This is a genomic window from Arthrobacter sp. AFG20, assembly GCF_002892795.1.
Lineage (GTDB): Bacteria > Actinomycetota > Actinomycetes > Actinomycetales > Micrococcaceae > Arthrobacter.
This window is the reverse complement of record NZ_PJMC01000009.1, coordinates 70,576-92,104: the sequence shown is the minus strand read 5'-3', so window position 1 is coordinate 92,104 and position 21,529 is coordinate 70,576. Positions and strand designations below refer to the sequence as shown.

Below are 21,529 nucleotides of genomic sequence, written 5' to 3'. Positions count from 1 at the left end.
TCCGCTGACGGTCGGGGGCACCGGGTCATGGCGCTGCTAATCCTGTCCCGGCGCGGTCACCGACGCCGAGGCCGGCATCACTTCCGCGTTCACCATCCAGGCCAGCTGCTCCAGCCGGGTGATGGCCGCGTGCAGGAGGTCTGCGCTAGTAGGATCTTCTTCATCCACGTCATCGTGGACATCGCGGATGGTCTTGACCGTTTGTTCCAGCCTCGCGGTAATGAGCTTGGCGGTGTCTTTAGTGACGGTCAGGCCGGCAGGAAACTGCTCCAGCCTGGTGCCCGACGAGACGGTGGCGCTCCGGCCGTCCGGAAGTGCATGCAGCGAACGCATGCGCTCGGCCGTCTGGTCGGCAAGCAGCCGGGCGCTGTCCACGATTTCATCGAGCTGCAGATGCAGATCGCGGAAGTTGGTGCCCACCAGGTTCCAGTGCGCCTGCTTGCCCTGAACGTGCAGCTCGATCAGGTCAGTGAGGACCTTCTGAAGATTGCTGGCCAGAGTCTCGGATGCTTTCATGTCTTCCTCCGCTGCCGTCACCGATGCATGTCCAGGCCCGGCCGGCTGGGCAGCCGGCCAGGATGATTCCCAGCATACTTACCTTTCGGGCAGGGGTCTTCGCGGCACGGGCATGCACCCTAGCGGCCGGCGGGCCAGAGTACCGTTGCCTGTAGCGCCTCCAATGGCACGCTTCCGTAGGCCCGTGAATCGATGGAGCCCGCCCGGTTGTCACCCAGGACAAAGACGTGCCCGGCCGGCACCGTGACCGGACCAAAGTAGGTGCCGTCGATGCGGCTGTGGTCGATGCCCGGCTCGGCCTGCGGAACCCCGTCCACCACCAGCACCGAATCCTCGATGGCAACGGTCTGGCCTCCGAAGGCAATGGCCCGTTTGACAGCAGGGCTCCCGTCCTCCGGACTCGTGAACACCACCAGGTCTCCGGCCTTGGGCGCACCGAGCGCCGGCCCGGGTTTGAACATCAGCACCGTGCTGCCCTTGGGCAGTGCCGGCTCCATGCTTTCCGAGCTGACCGTCACGGGCTCCACCAGCCAGAGGCGCGAGGCCAGAAGGACAGCGGCGAGCAGCACCGCCGTCGTGAGTGTCCTCCCCCGAAAGCCCTGCCGGGGGGATCCGGCAGGCCTCTCGGTGGCGGCTACGCTTTCGGGGACCGCCCGGGACTTTGGGTCGGCCCTGTGCGCCGCTAGCCGTCCCATTGGGGCAGCGCCGCCGTCATGGGATCGTTGGGATCGTTGTCATCTTCCTTCAGCCCCACCCGGAACTGAACCATCATGTCGTGGTCCTCATGCGGCAGGTTGTGGCAGTGCACCATGTAGCGGCCCCGGTGCGGACCGAACTTCATGAGCAGGCGGACCGTCTCGCCTTCGCCAACGTAAACGACGTCCTTGGGCCCGAGCTCCTGGGGAAGCGGCGCCCGGCCGTTGCGGCTGAGGATCTTGAAATCCACGAGGTGGATGTGAACCGGGTGGAACCAGCCGCCGGACCTGTTCTCGATTTCCCACACCTCGACGGCGTCCAGGTCAACGTCCGCAGCGACCTTCTTGTAGCCGCTGGCTATGACGTCCTGCCAGCTGTCGTCGTCGATGGTCCACATGTTGGTGACGTCGTTCCGCTTGACCCGGAACTTCCGGACCTTGGTGGCCTGCTTCTCGGTCATCGCCATGACCTCGTTCGCGGGTGCCAGCTGCGCCGGCACCGCATTCCAGGTCGGGTCGCTGGTGTTGACGGGTTCGTCCGTGACGTCGAAGGCCATCACCTTGTTGGTGAAGTCGTAGTCAACGTTGTTCGGGTTGGACAGGTTGCGCAGCTCAATTCGCTGGCCGGTCTTGTACTTGCGGAAATCGATGAGCACCTCGTAACGCTCTGCCCCGGCATGGCGGTAGTTGGCCACCTTTTGTGGCGTCGGCACCAGGCCGCCGTCCGTGCCAACGATGATCAGCGGATCGCCCGTGCTCAGCGTCAGCCGTACTGAGCGGGAAATGCTGCAGTTCAGAACCCGGAAGCGGTAGATGCGCTTCTGGACCTTCATGACCGGCCACGGCTTGCCGTTGACCAGGATGACGTCTCCCCACAGGCCTGAGTGGGTGTTGTCCTCGTACCCCAAAGCGCCGTTGGCCGCGAACATCGCGTCGGAAATGACGAGCGGCACGTCGAAGTCGCCCTGCGGCAGCAGCTGCCGCTCCATCGGGTCGTGCATGTGGTACTGCCCGGCCAGGCCGGAGTACGCGTTCTGCGCCGTGAAGTGCACGCCGTGATCGTGGTACCAGAGCGTGCGGGCGGGCTGGAAGTTCGGGTAGTGGTAGTCCTTGAAGAATCCGGGATGCGTGACATCACTGGCGTACCCGTCGAACTGTGGCAGCGAGGCTGACCCGTGCAGGTGCGTGGACGTGGCGAGCACGTGGCCATCGTTCGGGTGGGTTGCGGGGAGCTTGTTCCGGACCCGCACCACCGCCTTGGTGCCCTGGTCCAGGCCGATCGTGGGACCGGGGAAAATCCCGTTGTAGCCCAGAATTGGAGTTTTGAGCCGCGGCAGGATGGACGCCATAGCGGCCATCTCCGTCACGGTGTAGTAGTTGACAGGTTTGCCGTCAGCGGGGTCCACCCCCGTCCGGTCCGGCGCCAACTCCGGAGGTTTCACGAAAGCCGACTGGAACGGCTTGGGCATCTCCGCGCTGCTCAGCCGGCTGACGGACTTGGCCTCCACCTCGCCGCGCGGGAGCGAAAGCACACCCGCTCCGACGGCGCCGAGGCCACCCAGCAGCAAAACATTTCGTCTGGACACGGTCATTACCGGGCCTCCTTCCGATTGGGTTCGAGACCGGTTGGGATGCTTCGAGGATGTCGCGGCGGGGTTGGAAAAAACCGGACCGGGCTGGGAAGGGTGGGGGTTCTAAGGGGGCACCCCCAATTGGGCCCCCTCAAATCGATGGTCTAATCCCGGTGCTCCACCGGAAGTCCGCACCGTCCCGGCCGCAGCCGGGTCTGTACGCGAGCTTTGGCTCGCGCAAACCCCTGCATCCACCGGCTATATCCGACTTTTATCCAAGGTGCAGCATCCACTGTTGTCGTGGTTGGGAATCGACTTTCCGGCCTGGCCTTGAAGGTACTGGGGGCCACAAATCGAGTGTCCACAAGGAGTCTCAATGTTCTCGCAATCTGTACGGCCCAAGATGCCTGACGGAGCCAATCGCTCCAGGACAGCGCACCGCAAGTCCACCACCACTCTCGGCCGCTTTGCACCGGCTGTTGCCGGCGCACTGCTCGCCGCCGCCCTGTCACCCCTCGGCGCTATGCCGGCGAACGCGGAAACCGCCGGGATGGGTCCGGTTGACTCCACAGGGTTCCCCACCTGGTATTCGGATGGCACAGTCCGGCTGCAGCTCTGCTACGAGGCCGGCAAGGGCTGCCTGTCTGAACCTCCGAACCCGGACCAGCCGGCCTCGTACCCGGGCAACTTCCCCGAGGAAGCTTTCTGGTTCTCCGCGTCCGCGGATGTAGGAACGATCGGCAGCTACGAGGCGGCCTTGGAAGCGGCACATGTCAACGGCCCGGTCGTGCCTGGCGAGCAGATGGGCTTCGCCCGCCTTCGGTTCCGTTTTGATGGCCTGCGGCCCAACGCGCAGTACACCATCACCCACCCGTACGGCGTTGAGACGATCACGGCTGACGGAGGCGGACGAATCAACCAGACGACCGACGCCGGTGCTTGCGCGCCCACTGACACGGTTGCTTGCGACTGGGCGGGGGTCGGCGCAGCCTTCCTCGGCGACTTTGGCAGGGGGACCACGGCAACGTTCCTCACGCAGGTTGGCGCCGTAGCCGGCACGCTCGGCGACATCAACACCGCACGGCCTGTCACCGGTGCTCCCTCAGGCGTCAACTCCGTGACGGTCGCCGGCCCTGACGCCGGTGGACCGGGCATCGACACCGTCACCCAGAGCAACTTCTTCGTCCAGGGCCTCATCGCAACCGACTCCGTCGGCGGTCCCAATACGCCGGACCTGGCGGCAGCCAGCGACAGCGGCCGCTCCAACTCCGACAACATCACCAACGTGACGGCGCCCACGATTACCGGCACCCTTCCTGCCGGCACCGCGGGCCCTGTTCAGCTGATCGTGGACAATGGCGCCCCGCGGGCTGCCACCCTCACCGGTTCCACCTACTCCCTGAAGCTGGCGCCGCTGGCCCAAGGCAGGCACACCGTGCAGGCTGTTGCGGGCGGACTGAATTCCGGGACCCTCAACTTCACCGTGGACACCACGGCTCCGGCTGTTGCGGTAACGGCACCATTCCCGTCCACGCCCAGCCTGGACAACACGCCGTCGCTGAGCTTCAGCAGCACTGACCCCCAGGCCAGGTTCGAATGCCGGCTGCAGCCCACCAACCAGGCCTGGGACACCACCTGCGCCTCGCCGAAGACCTGGGACGCACAGGTCAACGGGTTCTACACCTTCGGCGTCCGTGCCAGCGATGCCGCTGGCAACGTTGCTATTACCAGCCGTAACGTGCGCATCGGTACGGGCACCGGTGTCACAAGCGTCCCGCAGGACTTCAACGGCGACGGACGGGCCGACCTGGTTACACGAGACTCCAGCGGCGTCCTCTGGACCTACCTCGGCAACGGCTCGGGTACCTTCCCGACCCGCACCAGGGTCGGGGCCGGCTGGAACTCCATGAACTCCATCAGCGCCACCGGAGACCTCACCGGCGACGGGCGTGCTGACCTCGTAGCACGGGACTCCAGCGGTGTTCTCTGGACTTACCGCGGAAGCGGCTCCGGCACTTTCCCGACGAGGATTCGGGTCGGCGCAGGCTGGAACTCCATGAAGAGCATCAGCGCCGCCGCTGACCTCAACGGCGACGGGCGGAATGACCTGCTGGCAATTGACTCCGGCGGTGTCCTCTGGAGCTACGCCGGCAACAATGCGGGCACCTTCCCGTCCCGTATCAGGGCCGGCGGGGGTTGGAACGGCATGGCCATCAGCGCTGCTGGCGACCTCAACCGTGACGGCAAGGCTGATCTGGTTGCCCGGGACTCCCGAGGGATTCTGTGGTCCTACCTGGGCAACGCTGCTGGCGCATTCCCGACGCGGGTCAGCGCCGGTGCAGGCTGGAACGCCATGAACGCCATCAGCGGAGCCGCAGACCTTAACGGAGACGGACGCGACGACCTTGTAGCCCGGGACACCAGCGGAGTTCTCTGGTCCTACATGGGTAACGGCGCCGGAACGTTCCCGAACCGAGTCAGGGTCGGCGGTGGCTGGAACATCATGAGCGCCCTCAGCTAACTGCTGAAGTACCACCACCAAAAATAGGCACCGCCCTCGTACATCCAGTACGCGGGCGGTGCTTACTTGTGTACGGCCTAACGCACCACAGCCAGCGCGAAGCCGTCCCAGCCCTTGGACCCGACGGTCTGGATGACGGTGGCGTCCAGCCGGCTGTCCTCCCCCATCATCTTCAGCGCGCCGATGATACCGGGGGCGTTGACTTCGTCCAGGGACGGGTCCAGCGCCACCCCCTCCCACACGACGTTGTCCATTACGATGCTGGTTCCCGCCCTGCCCAGCCGCACTGCCCACTCCAGGTACTGCGGGTTGTTTTCCTTGTCCGCATCGATGAAGACGAAGTCGAACGGCTCGGTTCCTTCGGCTTCGAGGGCCGCGAGCGTGTCCAGCGCCGCGCCTATCCGGATCTCCACCTTGTGGCCCACGCCGGCCGCGTCCACATTGGCGCGGGCCACTTCGGCGTGTTTAGGGAGGTATTCGCACGTCACCAGCCGGCCGTCGTCGGGCATCCCCTGGGCCATCCAGATGGTGCTGAAGCCAGCCAGCGTGCCGATCTCCAGCACCCTGCGGGCACCGCAGACCGTCACCAGCAGCTTCAACAGCTTTCCGGCGTTCGGTGTCACCTCGATCGGCGGCATCCCGGCCTCTTCCGCGGACCGGACGGCGCGCTGGACGGCATCGCCGGGGTGGACGACGACGCCTGACAGGTACTCTTCGACGGCCGCCCACTCGGGCCGCGGCTTGTGCTCAAACATGGGCACAGTCTTCCAGCAAGCGCCCGGCCGGGCTAGGCTGCCGCGGCCAAACGTCCTGGCTGTCAGTCGCCTTGGATCAGGGCGCCCTCCAGGCGCTCGACCTTCGCGGTGAGCTCACCGGAATAGCCGGGCCGGATGTCGGCCTTGATCACCAGGGACACCCTGCTGCCGAATTTCCCTACGGCCTCGGTGGCGCGCCTGACGACGTCGAACACCTCATCCCATTCACCTTCGATAGTGGTGAACATGGAGTCCGTCTTGTTGGGCAGCCCGGATTCCCGAACAATCTTGACGGCGGCAGCCACGGCGTCGTGCACGGAGGCATCCCCGGCACCCGCCGCGGCGTAGGCTGGATCAGCGGGAATTCCGGAAGGGGCGACTGAAAATGCAAGCAACATGGGTCCAGTCTGGCATGACGGGATCTGCCACCCCGACCGTGTGCTGTGTCATATTCGGCGCTACCAACGGGTAACGGAGTCAGGCTGACACTGCGTTGCTAACCTTGATTTCATGAACCTCGCCGTAGAGCGCAAGCCCCTTCGTGCGGACGCTGCACGCAATGTGGACAAGATCATTAATGCCGCCCGCGAGTGTTTCCGGCAGTACGGCCCGGATGTTCCGCTGCAGACCATTGCCGCCACTGCGGGAGTGGGTCCGGCGACGCTGTTCCGGAATTTCTCGGACAAAGAGCAGTTGGTTTTGGCGGCCCTCAATCGCCAACTGAGGCTCAACGTGGACCCGGTTATCGATGTCGCCCTCGCTGGCACCGATGCGGCCGAGGGCCTGTTCCGGGTTATCGACGCCGTGATGACCGCTGCCAGTGACAACGCCAACCTGCTCGGCGCCGTGGCCGGGCGGCGGGATTTGCTCACCGGCATTACCGGAAGCCTGATTGAGTCCGTTGGAGTTCTCCTTGGACGCGGCCAGGACCAGGGCACGCTGCGGGTGGACATCTCACTGACGGACATGGTGCGGCTCCTGGCGATGCTGATCGGAGTGGTCGACACTATGGAACCTGGCTCCGACGCCTGGCGCCGGCCGGCCGCCCTTGTCGAGGACGCCATCCGTGCGGAACGTCCCACCAGGCCGCTGCCTCCGCAGGTGCCGCTCCCGGCGTCGCAGTTCGAGCAGTTCGAGTAGCTGGCAGGTTCGAGCAGGGGGGAGTGCCGGAAGGATCGGCGCCGGAAGAAGACTCATCATATTCCGTACACCGGGCCAGCACAGTAAGCTATGCACACCAGCGGGTTAGGAAGTCAGCCTCGGGCATTTTCATATACGGAGCACACCATGTCATTCCTTGCATGTGGTCAACTCAAGCCGGTTGTGTCATCATGAACCGCTCACAGCTCGCACACTTCATGAACCATTCAACGGATCCTGAAACAACTCTGATGGCTGCCAGCACGGACGAACTCGGCATCCTGGTGGACGCGCTCTACCGCAACCTCGATACGCCGACTCCCGTGTACGGCGCACAGGACTGGTACGACCTCGCCACCGAAGAGCTCGCCAGGCGGTCCGTGCCTGCTTCCCCGGACGCCCGCGGAGTTGCCTAAGGCCAAACCCGCTACCTGCGCCCAGCCCTGCTAAAGAGGCCTATCCCGGCGCTCGGGGTCACCGGCCGGCGCTTCGGGGTCACCGGCCGGGCTTCGGGGGTCACCGGCGCGGCTCAGGCCGGGCGGCCAACGCGTGCAAGGCGGCAGCCAGGCATTCGCTCATCGCCTGCAGCGCGATCAGTTGCGCCTCCCGCACCTGGGGCTTGGGGGCGTTGATGCAAATTGCTTCATCGGCGGCCTGGGCCAGCGGGTTGGGGGCCGGGCCCGTGACAGCCCAAACGGTGGCTCCGGCAGCCCGCGCCGCCGCCGTCGCCTCCAGCAGTGCATGCCGGTGCCCGCTGGCCGAGACCGCCAGGAGAACGTCGTCGGAACGGATGTGGGCCCGCACCTGGCTGGCAACCTCTTCCGCGTGCCCTTGTGCGATCTCGACGGCACTGACGGATGCAGCCCCTGCTGCTGCCGCGCCCGGGCGCAGGGCGATCACTGAAAACGGCTGGCGTTCACTGGCATGGCGCCCCAGCAGTTCAGCGGTAAATTGCTGCACCTCGGCCGCCGAACCGGCACTTCCGGCCGTGACCAGACGGTTCCCGGAGACCAGGCGGCGGGCAAGTTCCTCGCCCCAGCCGGCCAGCCGCGAGGATTCGTTCCGCAGGCAGGCCACTGCGGGCCCCACCTGCCGCAGGTGCTCGAGGACTACGTCCACCGGCGCTTTCATTTCGAACGGCGCGTCCGTGGCACGGGTGCGGGACAGTCTACTGACGGCCTTCATATTCACAACTCCTCTACCTTTAGAGCATACAACGGCTGTGATGCGCATCACTCGGGACTGCTGCGGCCGTCTGCGCGGAGTTGCTCGCTGTTTCAGTTCCAGCCGGCCAGCCGGAGCAATGCAGCGGCTCCGGCCCCCGCCAGCACAACAACCAGGAAGGGCGCCCGCAGGAACAGGGCCGCAGCGGCGGCAGCCAGGGCGCCCAGCCGGGCATCGAGCACCAGGGCCTGGCCGGTAGCCAGGGTGTTAACAATCGTCAGGGACGCCAGCAACCCGATGGTCATGGTTCCTGCGATCCGGGACATTCGGGGGTTCTGCAGCAGGCTGGCCGGCAGAAGGTAGCCCACCAGCTTCCATGCGTAGGCGAAGAGGCAGGCCAGCAGCAACCACATCCACAGACTCATTTGGCCCCTCCGGCGTTGGTGTCATTGATGCCGTTGCGGGCGCTGGTGCCGCTGCCAGTGTGATGGGCGGAATGGCGATCCGTGTAGGGGTCGATGTCCGGTTCAAGCCCTTCGTCCTTGCGGCCGTGGCTGAGCCAGCCGATAACGGCGGCCACCACTGCGGCAGTCAGGATGGGGACTCCCGCCGGGACGAACGGAACGGCCAGCACGGTTGCCAAGGCACAGACGACGGCGATCGCCACCGGTTCCCTGCCCTTCAGCCGCGGCCACAGCAGGCCGAGGAACGCCGCGACGGCTGCGCCGTCGAGCCCCCACTGCTTCGGATCTCCCAGCGCGCTTCCGGCCAGGGCACCCACCGCGGTGAAAAGGTTCCAAAGTACGAAGATCCCGATGCCCGCAGCCCAGAAGCCCCTTTGCTGCTCGGCAGGATCCGACTGCCCGGTACTTGTGGCCGTGGACTCGTCAATGGTCAGCTGGGCGGCGGCATACCGGCGCCACCCCCGCGGCCGGAGCAGCACATTGAGCTGCATGCCATAGATCCCGTTGCGCATCCCCAGCAGGGTGGCGGCCCCCATGGCCGCGAGACCCGAGCCGCCGCCGGCGACCACCCCGATGAACGCAAACTGGGAGCCGCCGCTAAAAAGCAGGAAGCTCAGTGCCATGGTCTGCCAGAAATCCAGGCCCGAGGTCACCGAGAGCGCGCCGAAGGAAACCCCGTACAGGCCGGTGGCGATGCTGACGGACAGGGCAACACGGACCGCAGGGGAACGCAGGAGTTTCGGGGGCCAGGTGATGGGCATGCCACCACTCAATCACAGCCGCGGCGGCGATTGAGTGGCGCCGGAGCTTGCTGCCAGCGCTGGCTGCCGGAGCTGGGCCAGCACCTGCGCCGGCCGGTTGGTGGTGATCTCCTGGATGCCCAGCCCCCTGCACAGCGCCACGTCAGTCTCAGAGTCCACAGTCCAGACCCGGAAGCGGCGGCCGGCATCCCGCCAGCGCCGCACGGTGTCGGGATGCCGGCGCACGTAGTCGATGCCCGGCCCGGCCATGCCCGCTTCGCCGCCGTCGAGAATCCGTTCCCCCTCCAGCTGTGCGGCCTTCATCACGTTGGCGACGGCGCTGCCCGTGAAAGGCCCCAGGCCAAGTTCCTCGCGGATCCCGGTGACGTTCACGTCGTCCACAAGCTGGCAGACGAACTCCGCGGGGACGGCCTTGCGCAGGTGCCTGACCGAGTCGGGGCTGAAGCTCATGAAGGTCACCCGGATGTTGTCCAGCGTCGATGTCCCGGCGTCCCATCCTTCCGCCCGAAGCACCTGCAGCACCCTGTCCTCCAGCCTCAGCTGGTAGGGGCTGGGATGCTTCAGCTCGATGGCCAGCCCGACGTCCCGCCCGGCAGCCCGGAGCACGTCCAGCAGGTCCGGCAGGGTGAGGAACTGTTCGGACCTGGGCCCGTAGGCCTCGGGGATCCGCACGCCCTTCCAGGCCGAAAAATCCAGCAGCCGCAGCTGGTCCACGGTCCGTTCGGCCACAGGACCTGTGCCGTCCGAGGTCCGGTCCAGGTTGGAATCATGCAGCAGGACAACGTGCTGATCCCGGGTGAGGTGCACATCGCACTCCACGCCGTCCGCGCCGTCGGCGAGCGCCCGGAGATAGGCCGCCCTGGTGTGCTCAGCGAAATCCGCGCTGGCACCCCGGTGGGCGTAGACCAGGGGACGGGTTGGGGCTGACTCGTCGGCTGTCATGGTCACACGTTAGCCGAACGCGGCCGCCAAAGCGGGGCTAGGCTTGGCACATGCAGGTGAACTCTGAGCCAACCACCCAGCTGGCGTCTCCCCCGGGCGAGGCCACCCGTCATCGTCCGGGAGAGGACGGGCGTGCCCCGGCGCCTTCCGCCTTCGTACGGCAGCTCACAGCGGGCGACGCCGAAAAGGCGGCTGCACTCCGGAAGATGAAACTGGTGGCGCTGTGCCTCCTCATTGCCATGGCTGTGGTGTTCGTCGTCGCGTTCGCCCTGCAAAAGCAGTACCCGTGGCTGGAGTACGTCCGGGCCGCGGCGGAAGGCGGCATGGTGGGCGCCCTGGCCGACTGGTTCGCAGTGACGGCCCTGTTCCGCTATCCCATGGGGCTGAAGATCCCCCATACCGCCATCATTCCGCGCCGCAAGGACCAGATCGGCGCGTCCCTGGGCGAGTTCGTGGAGACCAACTTCCTCTCCGAACAGGTGGTCCAGGACAAGCTGGCCAGCATCAACATCTCCGGCAAGGTTGGCAGCTGGCTGTCAGGGCCGGGCGGCGCCGAGCGCGTAGCCAAGGAAGGCGCCGCCGTCATCCGCGGCACGTTCAAGGTGCTGAACGACGACGACGTCCAGGCCGTCATCGAGGGAATGGTCCGCAAGCACCTCCTGGCTCCGCCGTGGGGACCGCCCGTGGGACGCATGGCTGAGCGGATTTTCGCTGACGGGCACCACCACAAGCTGGTGGACCTCCTCGTGGACCGGGCAGCGGACTGGGTGGCAGCCAACCACCAGATGGTCAGTCAGCTCGTCACGGAGCGGTCCCCGCAGTGGGTGCCCAGCTTCGTGGACGGCCTCGTGGGGGACAAGGTCTACATCGAGCTGCTGAAATTCACCCGCGCGGTCCAGGACGACCAGCAGCACCAGGTCCGGCTGTCCATCGACAAGTACCTGACGGACCTGGCCCAGGATTTGCAGCACGATCCCGCCATGATCGCCCGTGCCGAGGGCATCAAGGCGCACGTGCTCGGCGACCCGGAGGTCCGGGAACTGGCGTCCCGTACCTGGGCGACCATCAAGGGCGCGCTGCTCTCCGCCGTCGACGATCCGGACAGCGAACTGACGGTGAAGTTCAAGGCGGCCGTCCGCGACTTCGGCACGCGGCTGGTCAACGACGAAGAGCTGGCCGGCAAGGTCAACGCCTGGATCGGCGATGCCGCCGGCTATTTGGTCCGCACCTACCGGTCAGACATTGCCGGGGTGATAACGGAGACGGTGGCCCGCTGGGACGCCGAGGAAACGTCGCAGAAGATCGAACTCCAGGTGGGCAAGGACCTGCAGTTCATCCGGATCAACGGCACAGTGGTGGGCTCGCTCGCCGGGCTCGCCATCTTCACGCTGGCCCACCTGACGTTCGGCTGACGGGCTGCGCCCGAACACACATCCTCCGGGTGCACTAAAAGGCTCTTGACAGGCCTGATCTCCCCGGGCCACCTTTGGTGTCAATCGCGCCGCCGGGTCTCCTGCCCGTCCCATCCGTTCGGCCCACCTGATGGAGCCCACGGATCCGGCACCGCGGCGATTGTTGGGGATACTCGGATGAGGCGCCATGAGCCTGCTAACTGCCCGTCGTTTCCTTTCCGCCCTTCTCCCTTCGGCCCTCGCCCTCACCGTCGCCCTCCCGTCGCAACTTGCCCTGCCTGCGCCTGCCGGTGCGGCAACTGGCGGCACGACGTCGGTCATTGCAAATACCGGCGACACGGGTTTTGGACCGGGTGCGCCTGGCTTGGGCGATCCGTACTATCCGCGGGACGGCAACGGCGGCTACGACGTCGGGCATTACCTGCTGGAGCTCAGCTACGACCCGGCTACCGGGCTCCTCGCAGGCTCCGCCACCATACGCGCCCGGGCCACCCAGAACCTCTCGTCGTTCAACCTGGACCTGGAGGGGCTGGCTGTCCACGGAATCGAGGTCAACCACAGGAGCGCCGCCTTCAGCCGCAGCGGTGCGGAGCTCACAGTGACTCCCGGGAAGGGAATCAGGGACGGCCGGGAGTTTGATGCCGTCGTGCACTACGACGGCATACCGAAACCGATCGTTGACCAGTTCGGGGTTTCGGGATTCCTCCGGACCGACGACGGTTCGCTGGTCATTGGTCAGCCGCACGTTGCTGCCACCTGGTTCCCCGCCAACGACCACCCGTTGGACAAGGCGTCCTTCACCTTCAAAATCACTGTTCCCGAGGGGCTGGAAGTGGTAGCCAACGGCGTGCTGCGCGACGTGGAGTCCGAGGAAGGCAAAGCGACGTGGACCTGGTATGCGGCAGAACCCATGGCCACCTACCTGGCCACCGCAAGCGTCGGCGAGTTCCAGCTGAACCGGTACAAGAAGGACCGGATCAGTTACGTTGATGCCATAGATCCCGACCTCTTCAAGCCCGTGGTGACGGCCAGAACGGGTCGGAACTTCGCCTGGTCCCACACCAGTGTGAACTCCTACACGCGCCTCACGAGAACCATCAAGGTGCCGCAGTCTGGCGCCACCCTCTCGTTCGGGCTCCAACGGGATATAGAACCGCAGTTCGACTTCGCCTTCGTGGAAGCACGGCTTACTGGCGCCGCGGGCTGGACCACGCTGCGGGACGGCAACGGACACACCACGGACAGCCCGGGAATTGCATGCCCCGACCGGCTGGCGCTTCACCCGTTCCTGAAGCATTATCTGACCGACAAGGGCGACGGGACGTGCACCGCATCCGGCAGTACGGGACAGTGGTGGGCCGCTACCGGGCCAAGCTCAGGCTGGGAACCGTGGGCGTTCAACCTGGGCCGCTTCGCCGGGAAGAGCGTGGACGTAGCCATCACCTACATGAGTGACAAAGTCGTGCCGTTCGACGGCGTGTTCGTCGACGACATCACAGTCTCGACCGGAGAGGGCACCACATCCTTTGAGGATGACGGGAACACATTGGATGGTTGGGCTGCTTCGGCGCCACCCCTGGGAAGTCCGGCCAACACGGTCCGGTGGACAGCTGGCACGGACAGTCCTCCGCCGCTGGGGGAGCGTGTCGAGGCGTCCTTCAAGAGGCAGCCCGAAATTATCGACTTCCTGTCGGGATACTTCGGCCGGTATCCCTTCAAAGCATCCGGTGGAGTTGTGGATGACCTGAATGACCTCGGATTCGCGTTGGAGAACCAGACCCGGCCCATCTACGCCAAGAACTTCTTCAAGGACCGGCAGGGAGGTGACTCAGTGGTAGTCCATGAACTGGCGCACCAGTGGGTGGGCGATGACATGGCGGTCAAAGGCTGGCAGGACATTTGGCTGAATGAGGGATTCGCGAGCTACACCGAATGGCTCTGGAGTGAACACGAGGGCCGGGAAACCCCCAAGCAGCTGTTTGACTTCTACGCCGCGGCGATCCCCGCCGAGGCACCGTTCTGGGCCGTGAAGATCGGCGATCCCGGCACCGCGGCACTGTTCGACCCCCCGGTGTACGTCCGCGGCGCAATGACCCTTCAGGCACTGCGCGTCCTCGTGGGCGATGACGTGTTTTTCGACATCCTCCGTGAGTGGACGCATGCCCATGCCGGCGGCAATGTCTCCAGCGCAGACTTTATGGGCCTGGCCCAGGAACTTTCCGGCCGGGACCTGGGGAGCTTCTTCACCGCCTGGCTCTTCACCCCCGCCAAACCGGCCGGGCTGGTGCCCGCTCTGCGCAGCGTTGTGCCACCGGCCGTGGATCCGCCGGTAACAGCACGGCTCCTTGAGCGGCGGATCGAAGCACGCCGGCAAGCGCGGTAGGTCAAGGGCGCGCCCTTAGGCGAACGGCGCCAGTTCGACCCCGTTTTCCTCAAGACCTGCCCGGACGGCGGCAGCCATTTCCACGGCGCCGGGGGTGTCACCGTGGATGCACAGCGAATCGGGGTCGACCCGGACCACCGTCCCGTCCACCGCCACTACCTCGCCCTTGAGCGCCAAGCGAACTGCCCGCTCAACGATCGGCCCGACGTCGTGCAGCACGGCACCTTCCTGCGAGCGCGGCACCAGCGTGCCGTCTGGCAGGTAGGCGCGGTCCACAAACGCCTCCCGGAAAACAGGATGCCCCGCGTCCTGGGCCTGCTTCAGCAGCTCGGACCCCGGAAGCCCCAGTATGGGCAAGCCGGGATCGTAGGCCTGGATGGCTGCCACCAGCGCGGCAGCCTGCTCCGCGTCATGGAACGCCCGGTTGTAAAGGGCGCCGTGCGGCTTGACGTAGTCCACCGTGGCGCCCACTGCGTGCGCAACCCCGTCCAGTGCACCGAGCTGGTACAGGACGTCGCCGAACAGCTCGTCGAAGGACATGTCCAGGGAGCGGCGTCCGAAGCCGGCGAGGTCCCGGTAGCCAACATGCGCGCCGACCGTGACGTCCAGTTCATAGGCGGCGCGGCAGCTGTCCAGCATCGTTACGGGGTCCCCGGCATGGAAGCCGCAGGCCACGTTGGCGCTGGTGATGAGCTCGAACATGGCCGCGTCATCGCCCATGGTCCAGGAGCCGAAGGACTCCCCGAGGTCAGCGTTCAGATCCACCCGTACTACCTTCCGTTGTGCCACGTTCCGTTGTGCCGGGTTCCAACGAGGGGCCTGCCGTTTCCACAGGCCTGAGCTCCCCCGGCACAGTGTCCGGCATCGGCCCAAAGGCCTCTTTTGCGTTCGCCACGACGGTGCGGCCCATCATGAGGTTTCCCGCGCCCCCCACCACCGCTCCGATGCCGAACGGCAGCGCACGTCCGAACAGGGCGGTTCCCTGCCTCCTGAGCAGGTTCCGCAGGAAGGCCTTCTGGATGCGCTCGCGGATGAAACCGGCACCGGACTGCGACATCCTGCCCGCCAGCACGTTTCCCCAGGCCTGGCTGGCACCCTTGCCCCGGCCCATGGCCTGGCCGCTGAGCGAACCAAGCAGCGCGGTCCCCTCCTCGCCGAGCATCACGGCCATTACCAGGGTGCTGGCCTTTTCCGGGTCGGTCATCCGGACCCCGTGAAGTTCGGCCAGCGAGGTGGCGTAGAGTGCTGTCGCCTCGAGGAAGCCAACCGTGGCGGCGGCGGAAAGGCCCAGCGACGCCACAGTGCCGACTCCAGGAACGACGGCGGTGGCCCCCACCAGCGCTCCCCCGCCGGTCACGGCCCGGAGATAGTCGCGTTCAAGGATGTCCGCGAGTTGGGCGGCGGATGCCCGCGGATTGCGGCGCTGGAGCCGGCGGATGTACGCGACCACCAGCGGGCGCTGGATCTCCACGGCCCGCAGCAGCACGTTGTGAACCCCGGGCTTGGGATTGCCGTGAGCATCGAACACGGCGTTATGGGCTGTTTCCTGCGCGATTCTCATCGCGGGGTTGCGTCGCTTGGCCATCATCACCTCTACCTCGGAACCACCGGCAGCCTGAGACCGCCGTCTAGCCTTAACACTAGGCCACACCCAAAGATACCAAGCATGCTGATCACCGCGGCGCCTGGCCGGGCCGTCACATCGCCCAGGATTCGGCCACGGCCATGTATGCGGAGGAGGAGGGCCCGCGCGGTCCGGGGTAGACGGTGGGGGCGCCGGGCCATTCGACGCCGAACTCGGAGAGTTTGCCGCCGCTGCACGGATGGTAGACGTTGCTCATCGCAGCGCTGGCGGGGCCCAACTGGAAGTCCGGCGCGGAGAACTGCCGCCGGTCCAGCACACCGGAGATCTCGAGGGCGGCCCGCCGCCCGGTCGCCCGGAACCCGCGTTCAAGGTCCAGTTCGACGTCGAACTCGTCCTGGGTGTGGCTGACCCCGGCGAGCGGAAAGCGCGCGGCCTCCGGAAAGAAGCGCGTCAGTTCGGTGGCGAGGGCCGAGGCGAAGAATTCGTTGGAGCCGTAGCTGCGCCAGCCCTGGAGCGTGGCCACCATCAGGACCGTTCCGGTTCCCCACCGGGACCAGTCAGCCACCCAGAACGAAGCAAAGCAACTGGCGGGTTCGCCGGGAATATGGACGCCGTTCCTGTCCACCGGATGCAGGGCAAGGCCAAAGTTTGCGCCGATCAGCGCCACATTGCGCCGCCCCGGCCGGGCCGGTGTGTTCCCCATGGCTAGAGCCTATCCCGGCCGGCACGTTCCACCCGGCAGAGGCTCGGCCGAAGATTGCCGTGCGGCCCTCCCCCGCCTCACTCGCGTGCGCGCACCACCGGGAGGCTCGCCGTCGGCGGCCCGCTCGGGAACATCGAGGGCTCCGGCACGTGTACGGGATCCAGGGGAACGCGCACTGGCTGGGAAGCCACTGCGAACCGGACCCCGCGTACGTCGACGTCCAGCGCTTCGCCCTCGAGGACCGTCAGAGTGATGGCGTCCTGATCGAGTTCCACCAGGAGCGGGCGGCCCTGCAGCCTCAGCTGGAAGCGCAGGGTGTCCCATTCCCCGGGCAGCCGCGGATCAAAGAACGGCACGGGCCCCTGGTCGCGGAGCCCCGCGAAGCCGCACACCAGTGAGCTCCACACTCCACCGGTCGAGGCGATGTGGACGCCGTCGATGGTGTTGCCGTGGGAGTTGTCCAGGTCAATGAACACGGCATTCGTGAAGTGCTCCAGGGCAGCCTTGCGGTAACCCACCTCGGCGGCCATGATCCCTTGGACGCACGCCGACAGCGTGGAGTCCCCCGTGGTGATGGGATCGTAGAAATCGAAGGCGCGGCGCTTTTCCTCGGCCGTGAACTCCTGCCACTGCAGGAACATGGCCAGCACCGTGTCCGCCTGCTTCAGCACCTGGTGGCGATAGATCACCAGCGGATGGAAGTTCAGCAGCAGCGGGTACTTGGAGCGCGGCGTCGTCCAGTCCCACGGCTCAAGGGTCATGAAGTCGTTGTCCTGCGAGTACACCTGGAAATGCTCATCGAACGGAAGCTGGATCCGCTCCGCGGCCGCCTCCCACAGCTCCCGCTCGGCGTCGTCCACTGCCGGGTGGTTCAGCGCGGCGGCGGCCCGCAGGTTAAACCGTGCCATGACGTTCGTATAGAGGTTGTCATTCACCACCGCGGTGTACTCGTCCGGCCCCGTCACGCCGTGGATGTGGAACGCGCCGTCCTTGCCGAAGAAGCCCAAGGATACCCACATGCGGGCGGTTTCGATCAGGAGGTCGGCACCCATCCCGGCGCGGAACTCGGAATCCCCGCTGGCCCAGACGTACCTGTTGGTGGCGAAAGCAACGGCAGCGGCGATGTGGAACTGAGCAGTGCCGGCGGCGTAGTACGCGCTTGCTTCCAGGCCGTTGATGGTGCGCCAGGGGAAAAGCGCACCGTCCACGCTCAGCTCCTTGGCCCGGATCTTGGCGTCCGGGAGCATCTCGTGACGGAATTCCAGAACCTGGCGCGCGCCGTCGGGGTTTGAATATGTCAGGTACGGGAGGAGGTAGACCTCCTGGTCCCAGAAGTAGTGTCCGTCGTAGCCCGAGCCGGTGACACCCTTGGCCGGGATGCCGGCGACGCCGGCCCTTGCGGTGGCCTGCGCAAGCTGGAAGAGGTTCCAGCGGATGGCCTGCTGGAGGTCAGGCTGCCCGCCCACCTGGATGTCGGCGCTGGCCCAGTAGCTGCGGTAGTGCGCCTCGCTTTCGGCGAAGACGTCGCCGACGGGCTTCAGCCCGGCTTCAGCCGCGTCCGCCGGGTCCTCCCCCGCTTCCGCGTCGGCGGCACCGGGCAGTCCCGTCCGGGTACCCCGGGCCACGGCGTAGCTGACGCTCTTTTCGAGCCGGAACGGCTCCTCGGCGGCGATCGCCAACACATAACGGACGCTGCTGTCGTCCTGGTCCACGAGGGTATCGAACGGCTGGTGGCCGGCGGACGTCCAGTGGTCGATGGCGATCCCCACCCGCTGCTTCGACTCCGCGGCCTCCCACGACAGACGCAGCGAACCGCCGCCGCCCTCCATCCTGAGGGGCAGCAGGACCCGGCCTGCGTGCCGGCCCGCGCGCCGCGGGTCATGGGTGGAGTGGTCCTCCACCGGCTGGTCCTGCCGGTTGATGACGGACGAGGTGACGTCCGCGGAGACTGCCCGGTCGGCCGAAACCTCCAGGGAGATGCCCAGGCTGCCGCGCGCTTCGAAGCCCACTGCCCGGCGCTCCACCGTGGTCACCGTGGCGCCGGAACGGCACTGCCACACGATGCGGCACTCATAGATGCCGGTGGCGAAGTCCACGGACCGGCGGTAGTCCAGGACGGTGGATTCGGAAAGGCTGAGCATTTCGCCGTCGATGACCACGGTGAAGTTGTTGGCATCCGGAATGTAGAGGATGCGCTGGCCCGTGCGTGCGAAGCCAAAGGCATTCTCGGCGTGCTTGATGTCCCAGATCTCGTGGAACCCGTTGATGAAGCTGCCGGGCAGCGCGGCATCCGCCGGGGCCCAGTGGGCACCCCGGACACCGAGGTGGCCGTTGCCGAGCGCGAAAAGTGTTTCGAGCGTCCCGGCGTCGCCGGGTGCGTGGCTCGTTTCCACGAGCTTCCAGGGATCATTGGGGAAGCGGACGCGGTCAGCGTTGATGAGTGCCATGAGAGGCGTTCCTTAGACGGTCGAAAATGGTGCTGAGTTATGTCGGGGTTGGCGGGAGCCAGGTTGCGGCCCTGGGCTGCGGGACTAGAGAAGTTCCTCGAGGTCGCTGACCACAAGGGTGGCGCCGGCGTCGAGCAGCGTCTGCCGCCCGGCACCGCGGTCCACGCCGATGACCGAATGGAAACTGCCGGCGCTGCCCGCCTGCACGCCGGACACGGCGTCCTCGACGACGACGCACTGCTCGCTGGGCAGCTCCAGGAGCCGGGCGGCATACTCGTAGGTTGCGGGGTCCGGTTTGCCGGGGAGCCCTTCCTCAGCGGCCACGACGCCGTCCACGACCACCGGGAACCGGTCCGCCAGCCCCGCCGAACGCAGCACCGAAGGGGCGTTCCTTGAGGAGGAGACGACGGCGACCTTCAGTCCGCGGTCCAGTGCGGCTTCCAGGAAACGCACCGACCCCGCATAGGGCTCCACCCCGGCGCTGACAATGTCATTGAAGATCCTGTTCTTCCGGTTGCCGAGGCCCTGGACTGTGATGTTGTCCGGATCGTCATCGGCGGGGCCCTCGGGAAGGCTGATGCCGCGGGACGTCAGGAAGTCCCGGACGCCGTCGAACCTTGGCTTGCCGTCGATGTGGTCGAAGTAGTCGCTCTCCCGGTACCCGTCCTTTTCGGGGACGGTTTCGAGGTACCCGTCGAACAACTCCTGCCAGGCGCGCTCGTGGACCACGGCGGTGGGCGTGAGCACGCCGTCCAAGTCGAAGAGGATGGCGGCGGCGCCGGTCCAGCTGTTCGGCCGGCTGCCAGCGCTGGTATTCAGGGTTTCGGTCATGCTTTGTTCCGTGTCCTTTCGGGGGGTCGGACAGCATTGTGTTGGGAATTACGAGGAACGTGGTCGCCGGTGACCTAAGAGTTTGGTGCGCTGGCAGAACCTGCCGTTCGGGGAACAGCGGGCTTGGCGGATCCAGTTACGGTGATTCTGCAACTTCAACAACAGGCTGGCGCATCCTGCGACCGGGCTGCGTTGCCCTGGCCACCAACGGCGTCCCACTGTTTGCGCGGCCGGTTTGGTCAGGTACCGGCCGGGTTATGTCCGGCGCGCGAATTCGCGCGGTTCCGCCACTTGCGCCGCGGCGTTGCGGGCCAGGCAGAACGTTTCCATGCGCGGGCGCACGATTTTTTGCCTACGTCCATGATGGGGGCGCGGGCGGTTCAGGGCAAGCCAGCGGAATATCCCCGCGGGATGGGTGGCGCAAGGATGCATGGCCCGGTCCTGCCCTTTCAAACACTCTTCAGTGGTGCACTGTCAGCCGCCACCCCCGGATGGACGCCTGCCGGCCGGGTTCCGGCCGAAGAAGAGTGTAAGCGCTTGCAGTTTTACCCCGCAACTGTTTTTAATTCCACCTCGGCCGAAGCCCGGATTCAGCCCAGGACGTAGTGCCGCAGGAACGCACTGACGTCCACCATCTCAGCCTTGGACATGGCGTGGCCCATGCCGGGATAAGTGCGCGCTGTGAGCCGGGTGTGCGTGTTCAGCCATTCCTCGGTGAAGGCCGTTGCGTCACCGTTGATCACGAGGTCGGCCTTGTCCCTCCCCCAGAAGAATGGGGGCCGCTCGTCAAGGGACTCGCTGAGCGCCAGCAGGTCGTTGTCCAGAACGAACCCGGAAAGCCCCACCACTGCCGGGAAACCCTGCGGCCGCAGGCGCAGGAGCGTGCTCGCCATGGCCATCCCCTGGGAATAGCCCAGCAGGCTCACGCTGGTGTGGGGTGGCTTGGCTGAGTCGATCCAGGAGAACACGGAATTGGCGGCCGCGATGACGTCGGCGAAATCGTTGGTCAGGAAATAGTCCAGCAGGAACCAGCCGTAGCCGTTGGCGATTGGCATGGGCGCCCGCAGCGCGGCGCAGGTGAATTCCTTGGGCAGATGGTCGAAGAGATTAACCATCCTGGATTCGTCGGTGCCGTAGCCGTGCATCATTACCAGCAGCGGGGTGCCGGCACGCTCCTCCTCCGGCTTGGACCATACAACCGTCTCCATCCGATCAGCCTAGCGAGTCCTCGAAAAGCCCGCCCGCCGCTGACCTGCGGATTTGATTGAAACCGGAGTTACCGGGATGTAGCCTGACGCTTGACAGCATGCTTAGCAAATGAGGCACCGCCAACCGCACGAACCAAGGTTGCGAGAAGTCCGCGAACGCAAGGAGCAAGTCATGAGAATCGGTTCCTCCATCTTCCTTATGGCCCTCGGCGCCATCCTCGCCTGGGCCATCACGCCAGGCCTTATCCCCAATGTGGATCTGACACTGATCGGCTACATCCTGATGGCCGTCGGCGTCATCGGCCTCATCGCCTCGCTGGTCATCGCTTCCCCGGGCAGGAGCCGCCGCGTCAGCGAGACGCGCTCCGTCGTGGATCCGAACACGGGCGAGAGGATCACCCGGAACGAAAGCCGCGACAACGGCCTTTAGC

The 21,529-nt window shown here is 66.1% G+C and carries 21 protein-coding genes; 6 read left to right on the top strand and 15 right to left on the bottom strand.

The window, feature by feature from the left end; all coding sequences use genetic code 11:
• Positions 1-36: 36 nt before the first annotated feature.
• The 3 genes from CXZ05_RS12360 to CXZ05_RS12350 all read right to left on the bottom strand — a co-directional run bounded on the left by CXZ05_RS12360 (position 37) and on the right by CXZ05_RS12350 (position 2,803).
• Positions 37-516: a Dps family protein gene (locus CXZ05_RS12360; RefSeq protein WP_102972895.1), complete on the bottom strand. Its 480-nt coding sequence runs from the start codon at positions 514-516 to the stop codon at positions 37-39.
• Positions 517-635: 119 nt separating this feature from the next.
• Positions 636-1,085, bottom strand: a complete 450-nt coding sequence (gene lepB, locus CXZ05_RS12355) for a signal peptidase I (RefSeq protein WP_102972894.1) — start codon at positions 1,083-1,085, stop codon at positions 636-638.
• Between the two features lie 113 nt (positions 1,086-1,198).
• Positions 1,199-2,803, bottom strand: coding sequence for a multicopper oxidase family protein (locus CXZ05_RS12350; protein ID WP_102972893.1), 1,605 nt, complete (start codon positions 2,801-2,803; stop codon positions 1,199-1,201).
• A gap of 355 nt (positions 2,804-3,158) precedes the next feature.
• Here CXZ05_RS12350 and CXZ05_RS12345 point away from each other — a divergent pair, with 355 nt between their 5' ends.
• Entirely contained in the window at positions 3,159-5,303 is a 2,145-nt protein-coding gene (locus CXZ05_RS12345) for a VCBS repeat-containing protein (RefSeq protein ID WP_146033094.1), read from the top strand.
• Positions 5,304-5,380: 77 nt separating this feature from the next.
• On the opposite strand, the gene CXZ05_RS12340 is transcribed toward CXZ05_RS12345, so the two are convergent.
• The gene (locus tag CXZ05_RS12340) at positions 5,381-6,058 is read right to left on the bottom strand and encodes an O-methyltransferase (RefSeq protein WP_102972891.1); all 678 of its coding nucleotides are present in this window, start codon (positions 6,056-6,058) and stop codon (positions 5,381-5,383) included.
• A gap of 62 nt (positions 6,059-6,120) precedes the next feature.
• Entirely contained in the window at positions 6,121-6,456 is a 336-nt protein-coding gene (locus CXZ05_RS12335; protein WP_102972890.1) for a thiamine-binding protein, read from the bottom strand.
• 112 nt (positions 6,457-6,568) lie between these two features.
• Between CXZ05_RS12335 and CXZ05_RS12330 the strand changes: the two genes are divergently transcribed.
• On the top strand, positions 6,569-7,198 hold the full coding sequence (locus CXZ05_RS12330) for a TetR/AcrR family transcriptional regulator (RefSeq protein WP_102972889.1): 630 nt from the start codon (positions 6,569-6,571) through the stop codon (positions 7,196-7,198).
• A gap of 251 nt (positions 7,199-7,449) precedes the next feature.
• Positions 7,450-7,614 (top strand): hypothetical protein, encoded by a 165-nt coding sequence (locus CXZ05_RS12325; RefSeq protein WP_258006560.1) that lies wholly within the window; start codon positions 7,450-7,452, stop codon positions 7,612-7,614.
• A 100-nt stretch (positions 7,615-7,714) separates the two neighbouring features.
• On the opposite strand, the gene CXZ05_RS12320 is transcribed toward CXZ05_RS12325, so the two are convergent.
• From CXZ05_RS12320 to CXZ05_RS12305, 4 genes are all read right to left on the bottom strand, one after another.
• A complete protein-coding gene (locus CXZ05_RS12320; RefSeq protein WP_180987375.1) occupies positions 7,715-8,383 on the bottom strand; it encodes an SIS domain-containing protein in 669 nt (222 codons plus the stop codon).
• A 92-nt stretch (positions 8,384-8,475) separates the two neighbouring features.
• Positions 8,476-8,787 carry an AzlD domain-containing protein gene (locus CXZ05_RS12315; protein ID WP_102972886.1) on the bottom strand — a complete coding sequence of 104 codons (312 nt, stop codon included), beginning with the start codon at positions 8,785-8,787 and terminating at the stop codon, positions 8,476-8,478.
• Positions 8,784-9,587, bottom strand: a complete 804-nt coding sequence (locus tag CXZ05_RS12310; protein ID WP_102972885.1) for an AzlC family ABC transporter permease — start codon at positions 9,585-9,587, stop codon at positions 8,784-8,786. The genes CXZ05_RS12315 and CXZ05_RS12310 overlap by 4 nt, the downstream gene beginning before the upstream one ends.
• 12 nt (positions 9,588-9,599) lie before the next feature.
• Complete coding sequence (locus CXZ05_RS12305; RefSeq protein WP_102972994.1) at positions 9,600-10,529, bottom strand: glycerophosphodiester phosphodiesterase family protein; 930 nt, start codon at positions 10,527-10,529, stop codon at positions 9,600-9,602.
• Positions 10,530-10,579: 50 nt separating this feature from the next.
• Between CXZ05_RS12305 and CXZ05_RS12300 the strand changes: the two genes are divergently transcribed.
• Together CXZ05_RS12300 and CXZ05_RS12295 are read left to right on the top strand one after the other, a co-directional pair.
• The gene (locus CXZ05_RS12300) at positions 10,580-11,941 is read left to right on the top strand and encodes a DUF445 domain-containing protein (RefSeq protein ID WP_102972884.1); all 1,362 of its coding nucleotides are present in this window, start codon (positions 10,580-10,582) and stop codon (positions 11,939-11,941) included.
• A 187-nt stretch (positions 11,942-12,128) separates the two neighbouring features.
• Positions 12,129-14,324 carry a M1 family metallopeptidase gene (locus CXZ05_RS12295; RefSeq protein WP_102972883.1) on the top strand — a complete coding sequence of 732 codons (2,196 nt, stop codon included), beginning with the start codon at positions 12,129-12,131 and terminating at the stop codon, positions 14,322-14,324.
• A 15-nt stretch (positions 14,325-14,339) separates the two neighbouring features.
• Here CXZ05_RS12295 and CXZ05_RS12290 read toward each other — a convergent pair whose 3' ends face one another.
• The 6 genes from CXZ05_RS12290 to CXZ05_RS12265 form a co-directional block, all read right to left on the bottom strand.
• Positions 14,340-15,089, bottom strand: coding sequence for a LamB/YcsF family protein (locus CXZ05_RS12290; protein ID WP_102972882.1), 750 nt, complete (start codon positions 15,087-15,089; stop codon positions 14,340-14,342).
• Positions 15,073-15,909 (bottom strand): hypothetical protein, encoded by an 837-nt coding sequence (locus CXZ05_RS12285; RefSeq protein ID WP_102972993.1) that lies wholly within the window; start codon positions 15,907-15,909, stop codon positions 15,073-15,075. The genes CXZ05_RS12290 and CXZ05_RS12285 overlap by 17 nt, the downstream gene beginning before the upstream one ends.
• Positions 15,910-16,021: 112 nt before the next feature.
• Entirely contained in the window at positions 16,022-16,612 is a 591-nt protein-coding gene (locus CXZ05_RS12280) for a hypothetical protein (protein ID WP_102972881.1), read from the bottom strand.
• 77 nt (positions 16,613-16,689) lie between these two features.
• The gene (locus CXZ05_RS12275; protein ID WP_102972880.1) at positions 16,690-19,059 is read right to left on the bottom strand and encodes a glycoside hydrolase family 65 protein; all 2,370 of its coding nucleotides are present in this window, start codon (positions 19,057-19,059) and stop codon (positions 16,690-16,692) included.
• Positions 19,060-19,143: 84 nt separating this feature from the next.
• Entirely contained in the window at positions 19,144-19,890 is a 747-nt protein-coding gene (locus CXZ05_RS12270) for an HAD family phosphatase (protein ID WP_102972879.1), read from the bottom strand.
• A 590-nt stretch (positions 19,891-20,480) separates the two neighbouring features.
• Positions 20,481-21,098, bottom strand: coding sequence for an alpha/beta hydrolase (locus CXZ05_RS12265; RefSeq protein ID WP_102972878.1), 618 nt, complete (start codon positions 21,096-21,098; stop codon positions 20,481-20,483).
• Positions 21,099-21,270: 172 nt separating this feature from the next.
• Here CXZ05_RS12265 and CXZ05_RS12260 point away from each other — a divergent pair, with 172 nt between their 5' ends.
• Positions 21,271-21,528, top strand: a complete 258-nt coding sequence (locus tag CXZ05_RS12260) for a DUF6458 family protein (protein ID WP_102972877.1) — start codon at positions 21,271-21,273, stop codon at positions 21,526-21,528.
• Position 21,529 lies beyond the last annotated feature (1 nt).

What these genes read in the sequence shown, in the direction of transcription:
- CXZ05_RS12275 (WP_102972880.1), bottom strand. Translation starts at nt 19,059, where the DNA reads ATGGCACTCATCAACGCTGACCGCGTCCGCTTCCCCAATGATCCCTGG.
- CXZ05_RS12265 (WP_102972878.1), bottom strand. Translation starts at nt 21,098, where the DNA reads ATGGAGACGGTTGTATGGTCCAAGCCGGAGGAGGAGCGTGCCGGCACC.
- CXZ05_RS12360 (WP_102972895.1), bottom strand. Translation starts at nt 516, where the DNA reads ATGAAAGCATCCGAGACTCTGGCCAGCAATCTTCAGAAGGTCCTCACT.
- CXZ05_RS12280 (WP_102972881.1), bottom strand. Translation starts at nt 16,612, where the DNA reads ATGGGGAACACACCGGCCCGGCCGGGGCGGCGCAATGTGGCGCTGATC.
- CXZ05_RS12335 (WP_102972890.1), bottom strand. Translation starts at nt 6,456, where the DNA reads ATGTTGCTTGCATTTTCAGTCGCCCCTTCCGGAATTCCCGCTGATCCA.
- CXZ05_RS12285 (WP_102972993.1), bottom strand. Translation starts at nt 15,909, where the DNA reads ATGGCCAAGCGACGCAACCCCGCGATGAGAATCGCGCAGGAAACAGCC.
- CXZ05_RS12260 (WP_102972877.1), top strand. Translation starts at nt 21,271, where the DNA reads ATGAGAATCGGTTCCTCCATCTTCCTTATGGCCCTCGGCGCCATCCTC.
- CXZ05_RS12315 (WP_102972886.1), bottom strand. Translation starts at nt 8,787, where the DNA reads ATGAGTCTGTGGATGTGGTTGCTGCTGGCCTGCCTCTTCGCCTACGCA.
- CXZ05_RS12295 (WP_102972883.1), top strand. Translation starts at nt 12,129, where the DNA reads ATGAGCCTGCTAACTGCCCGTCGTTTCCTTTCCGCCCTTCTCCCTTCG.
- CXZ05_RS12300 (WP_102972884.1), top strand. Translation starts at nt 10,580, where the DNA reads ATGCAGGTGAACTCTGAGCCAACCACCCAGCTGGCGTCTCCCCCGGGC.
- CXZ05_RS12325 (WP_258006560.1), top strand. Translation starts at nt 7,450, where the DNA reads ATGGCTGCCAGCACGGACGAACTCGGCATCCTGGTGGACGCGCTCTAC.
- CXZ05_RS12350 (WP_102972893.1), bottom strand. Translation starts at nt 2,803, where the DNA reads ATGACCGTGTCCAGACGAAATGTTTTGCTGCTGGGTGGCCTCGGCGCC.
- CXZ05_RS12330 (WP_102972889.1), top strand. Translation starts at nt 6,569, where the DNA reads ATGAACCTCGCCGTAGAGCGCAAGCCCCTTCGTGCGGACGCTGCACGC.
- CXZ05_RS12320 (WP_180987375.1), bottom strand. Translation starts at nt 8,383, where the DNA reads ATGAAGGCCGTCAGTAGACTGTCCCGCACCCGTGCCACGGACGCGCCG.
- CXZ05_RS12345 (WP_146033094.1), top strand. Translation starts at nt 3,159, where the DNA reads ATGTTCTCGCAATCTGTACGGCCCAAGATGCCTGACGGAGCCAATCGC.
- CXZ05_RS12270 (WP_102972879.1), bottom strand. Translation starts at nt 19,890, where the DNA reads ATGACCGAAACCCTGAATACCAGCGCTGGCAGCCGGCCGAACAGCTGG.
- CXZ05_RS12310 (WP_102972885.1), bottom strand. Translation starts at nt 9,587, where the DNA reads ATGCCCATCACCTGGCCCCCGAAACTCCTGCGTTCCCCTGCGGTCCGT.
- CXZ05_RS12340 (WP_102972891.1), bottom strand. Translation starts at nt 6,058, where the DNA reads ATGTTTGAGCACAAGCCGCGGCCCGAGTGGGCGGCCGTCGAAGAGTAC.
- CXZ05_RS12305 (WP_102972994.1), bottom strand. Translation starts at nt 10,529, where the DNA reads ATGACAGCCGACGAGTCAGCCCCAACCCGTCCCCTGGTCTACGCCCAC.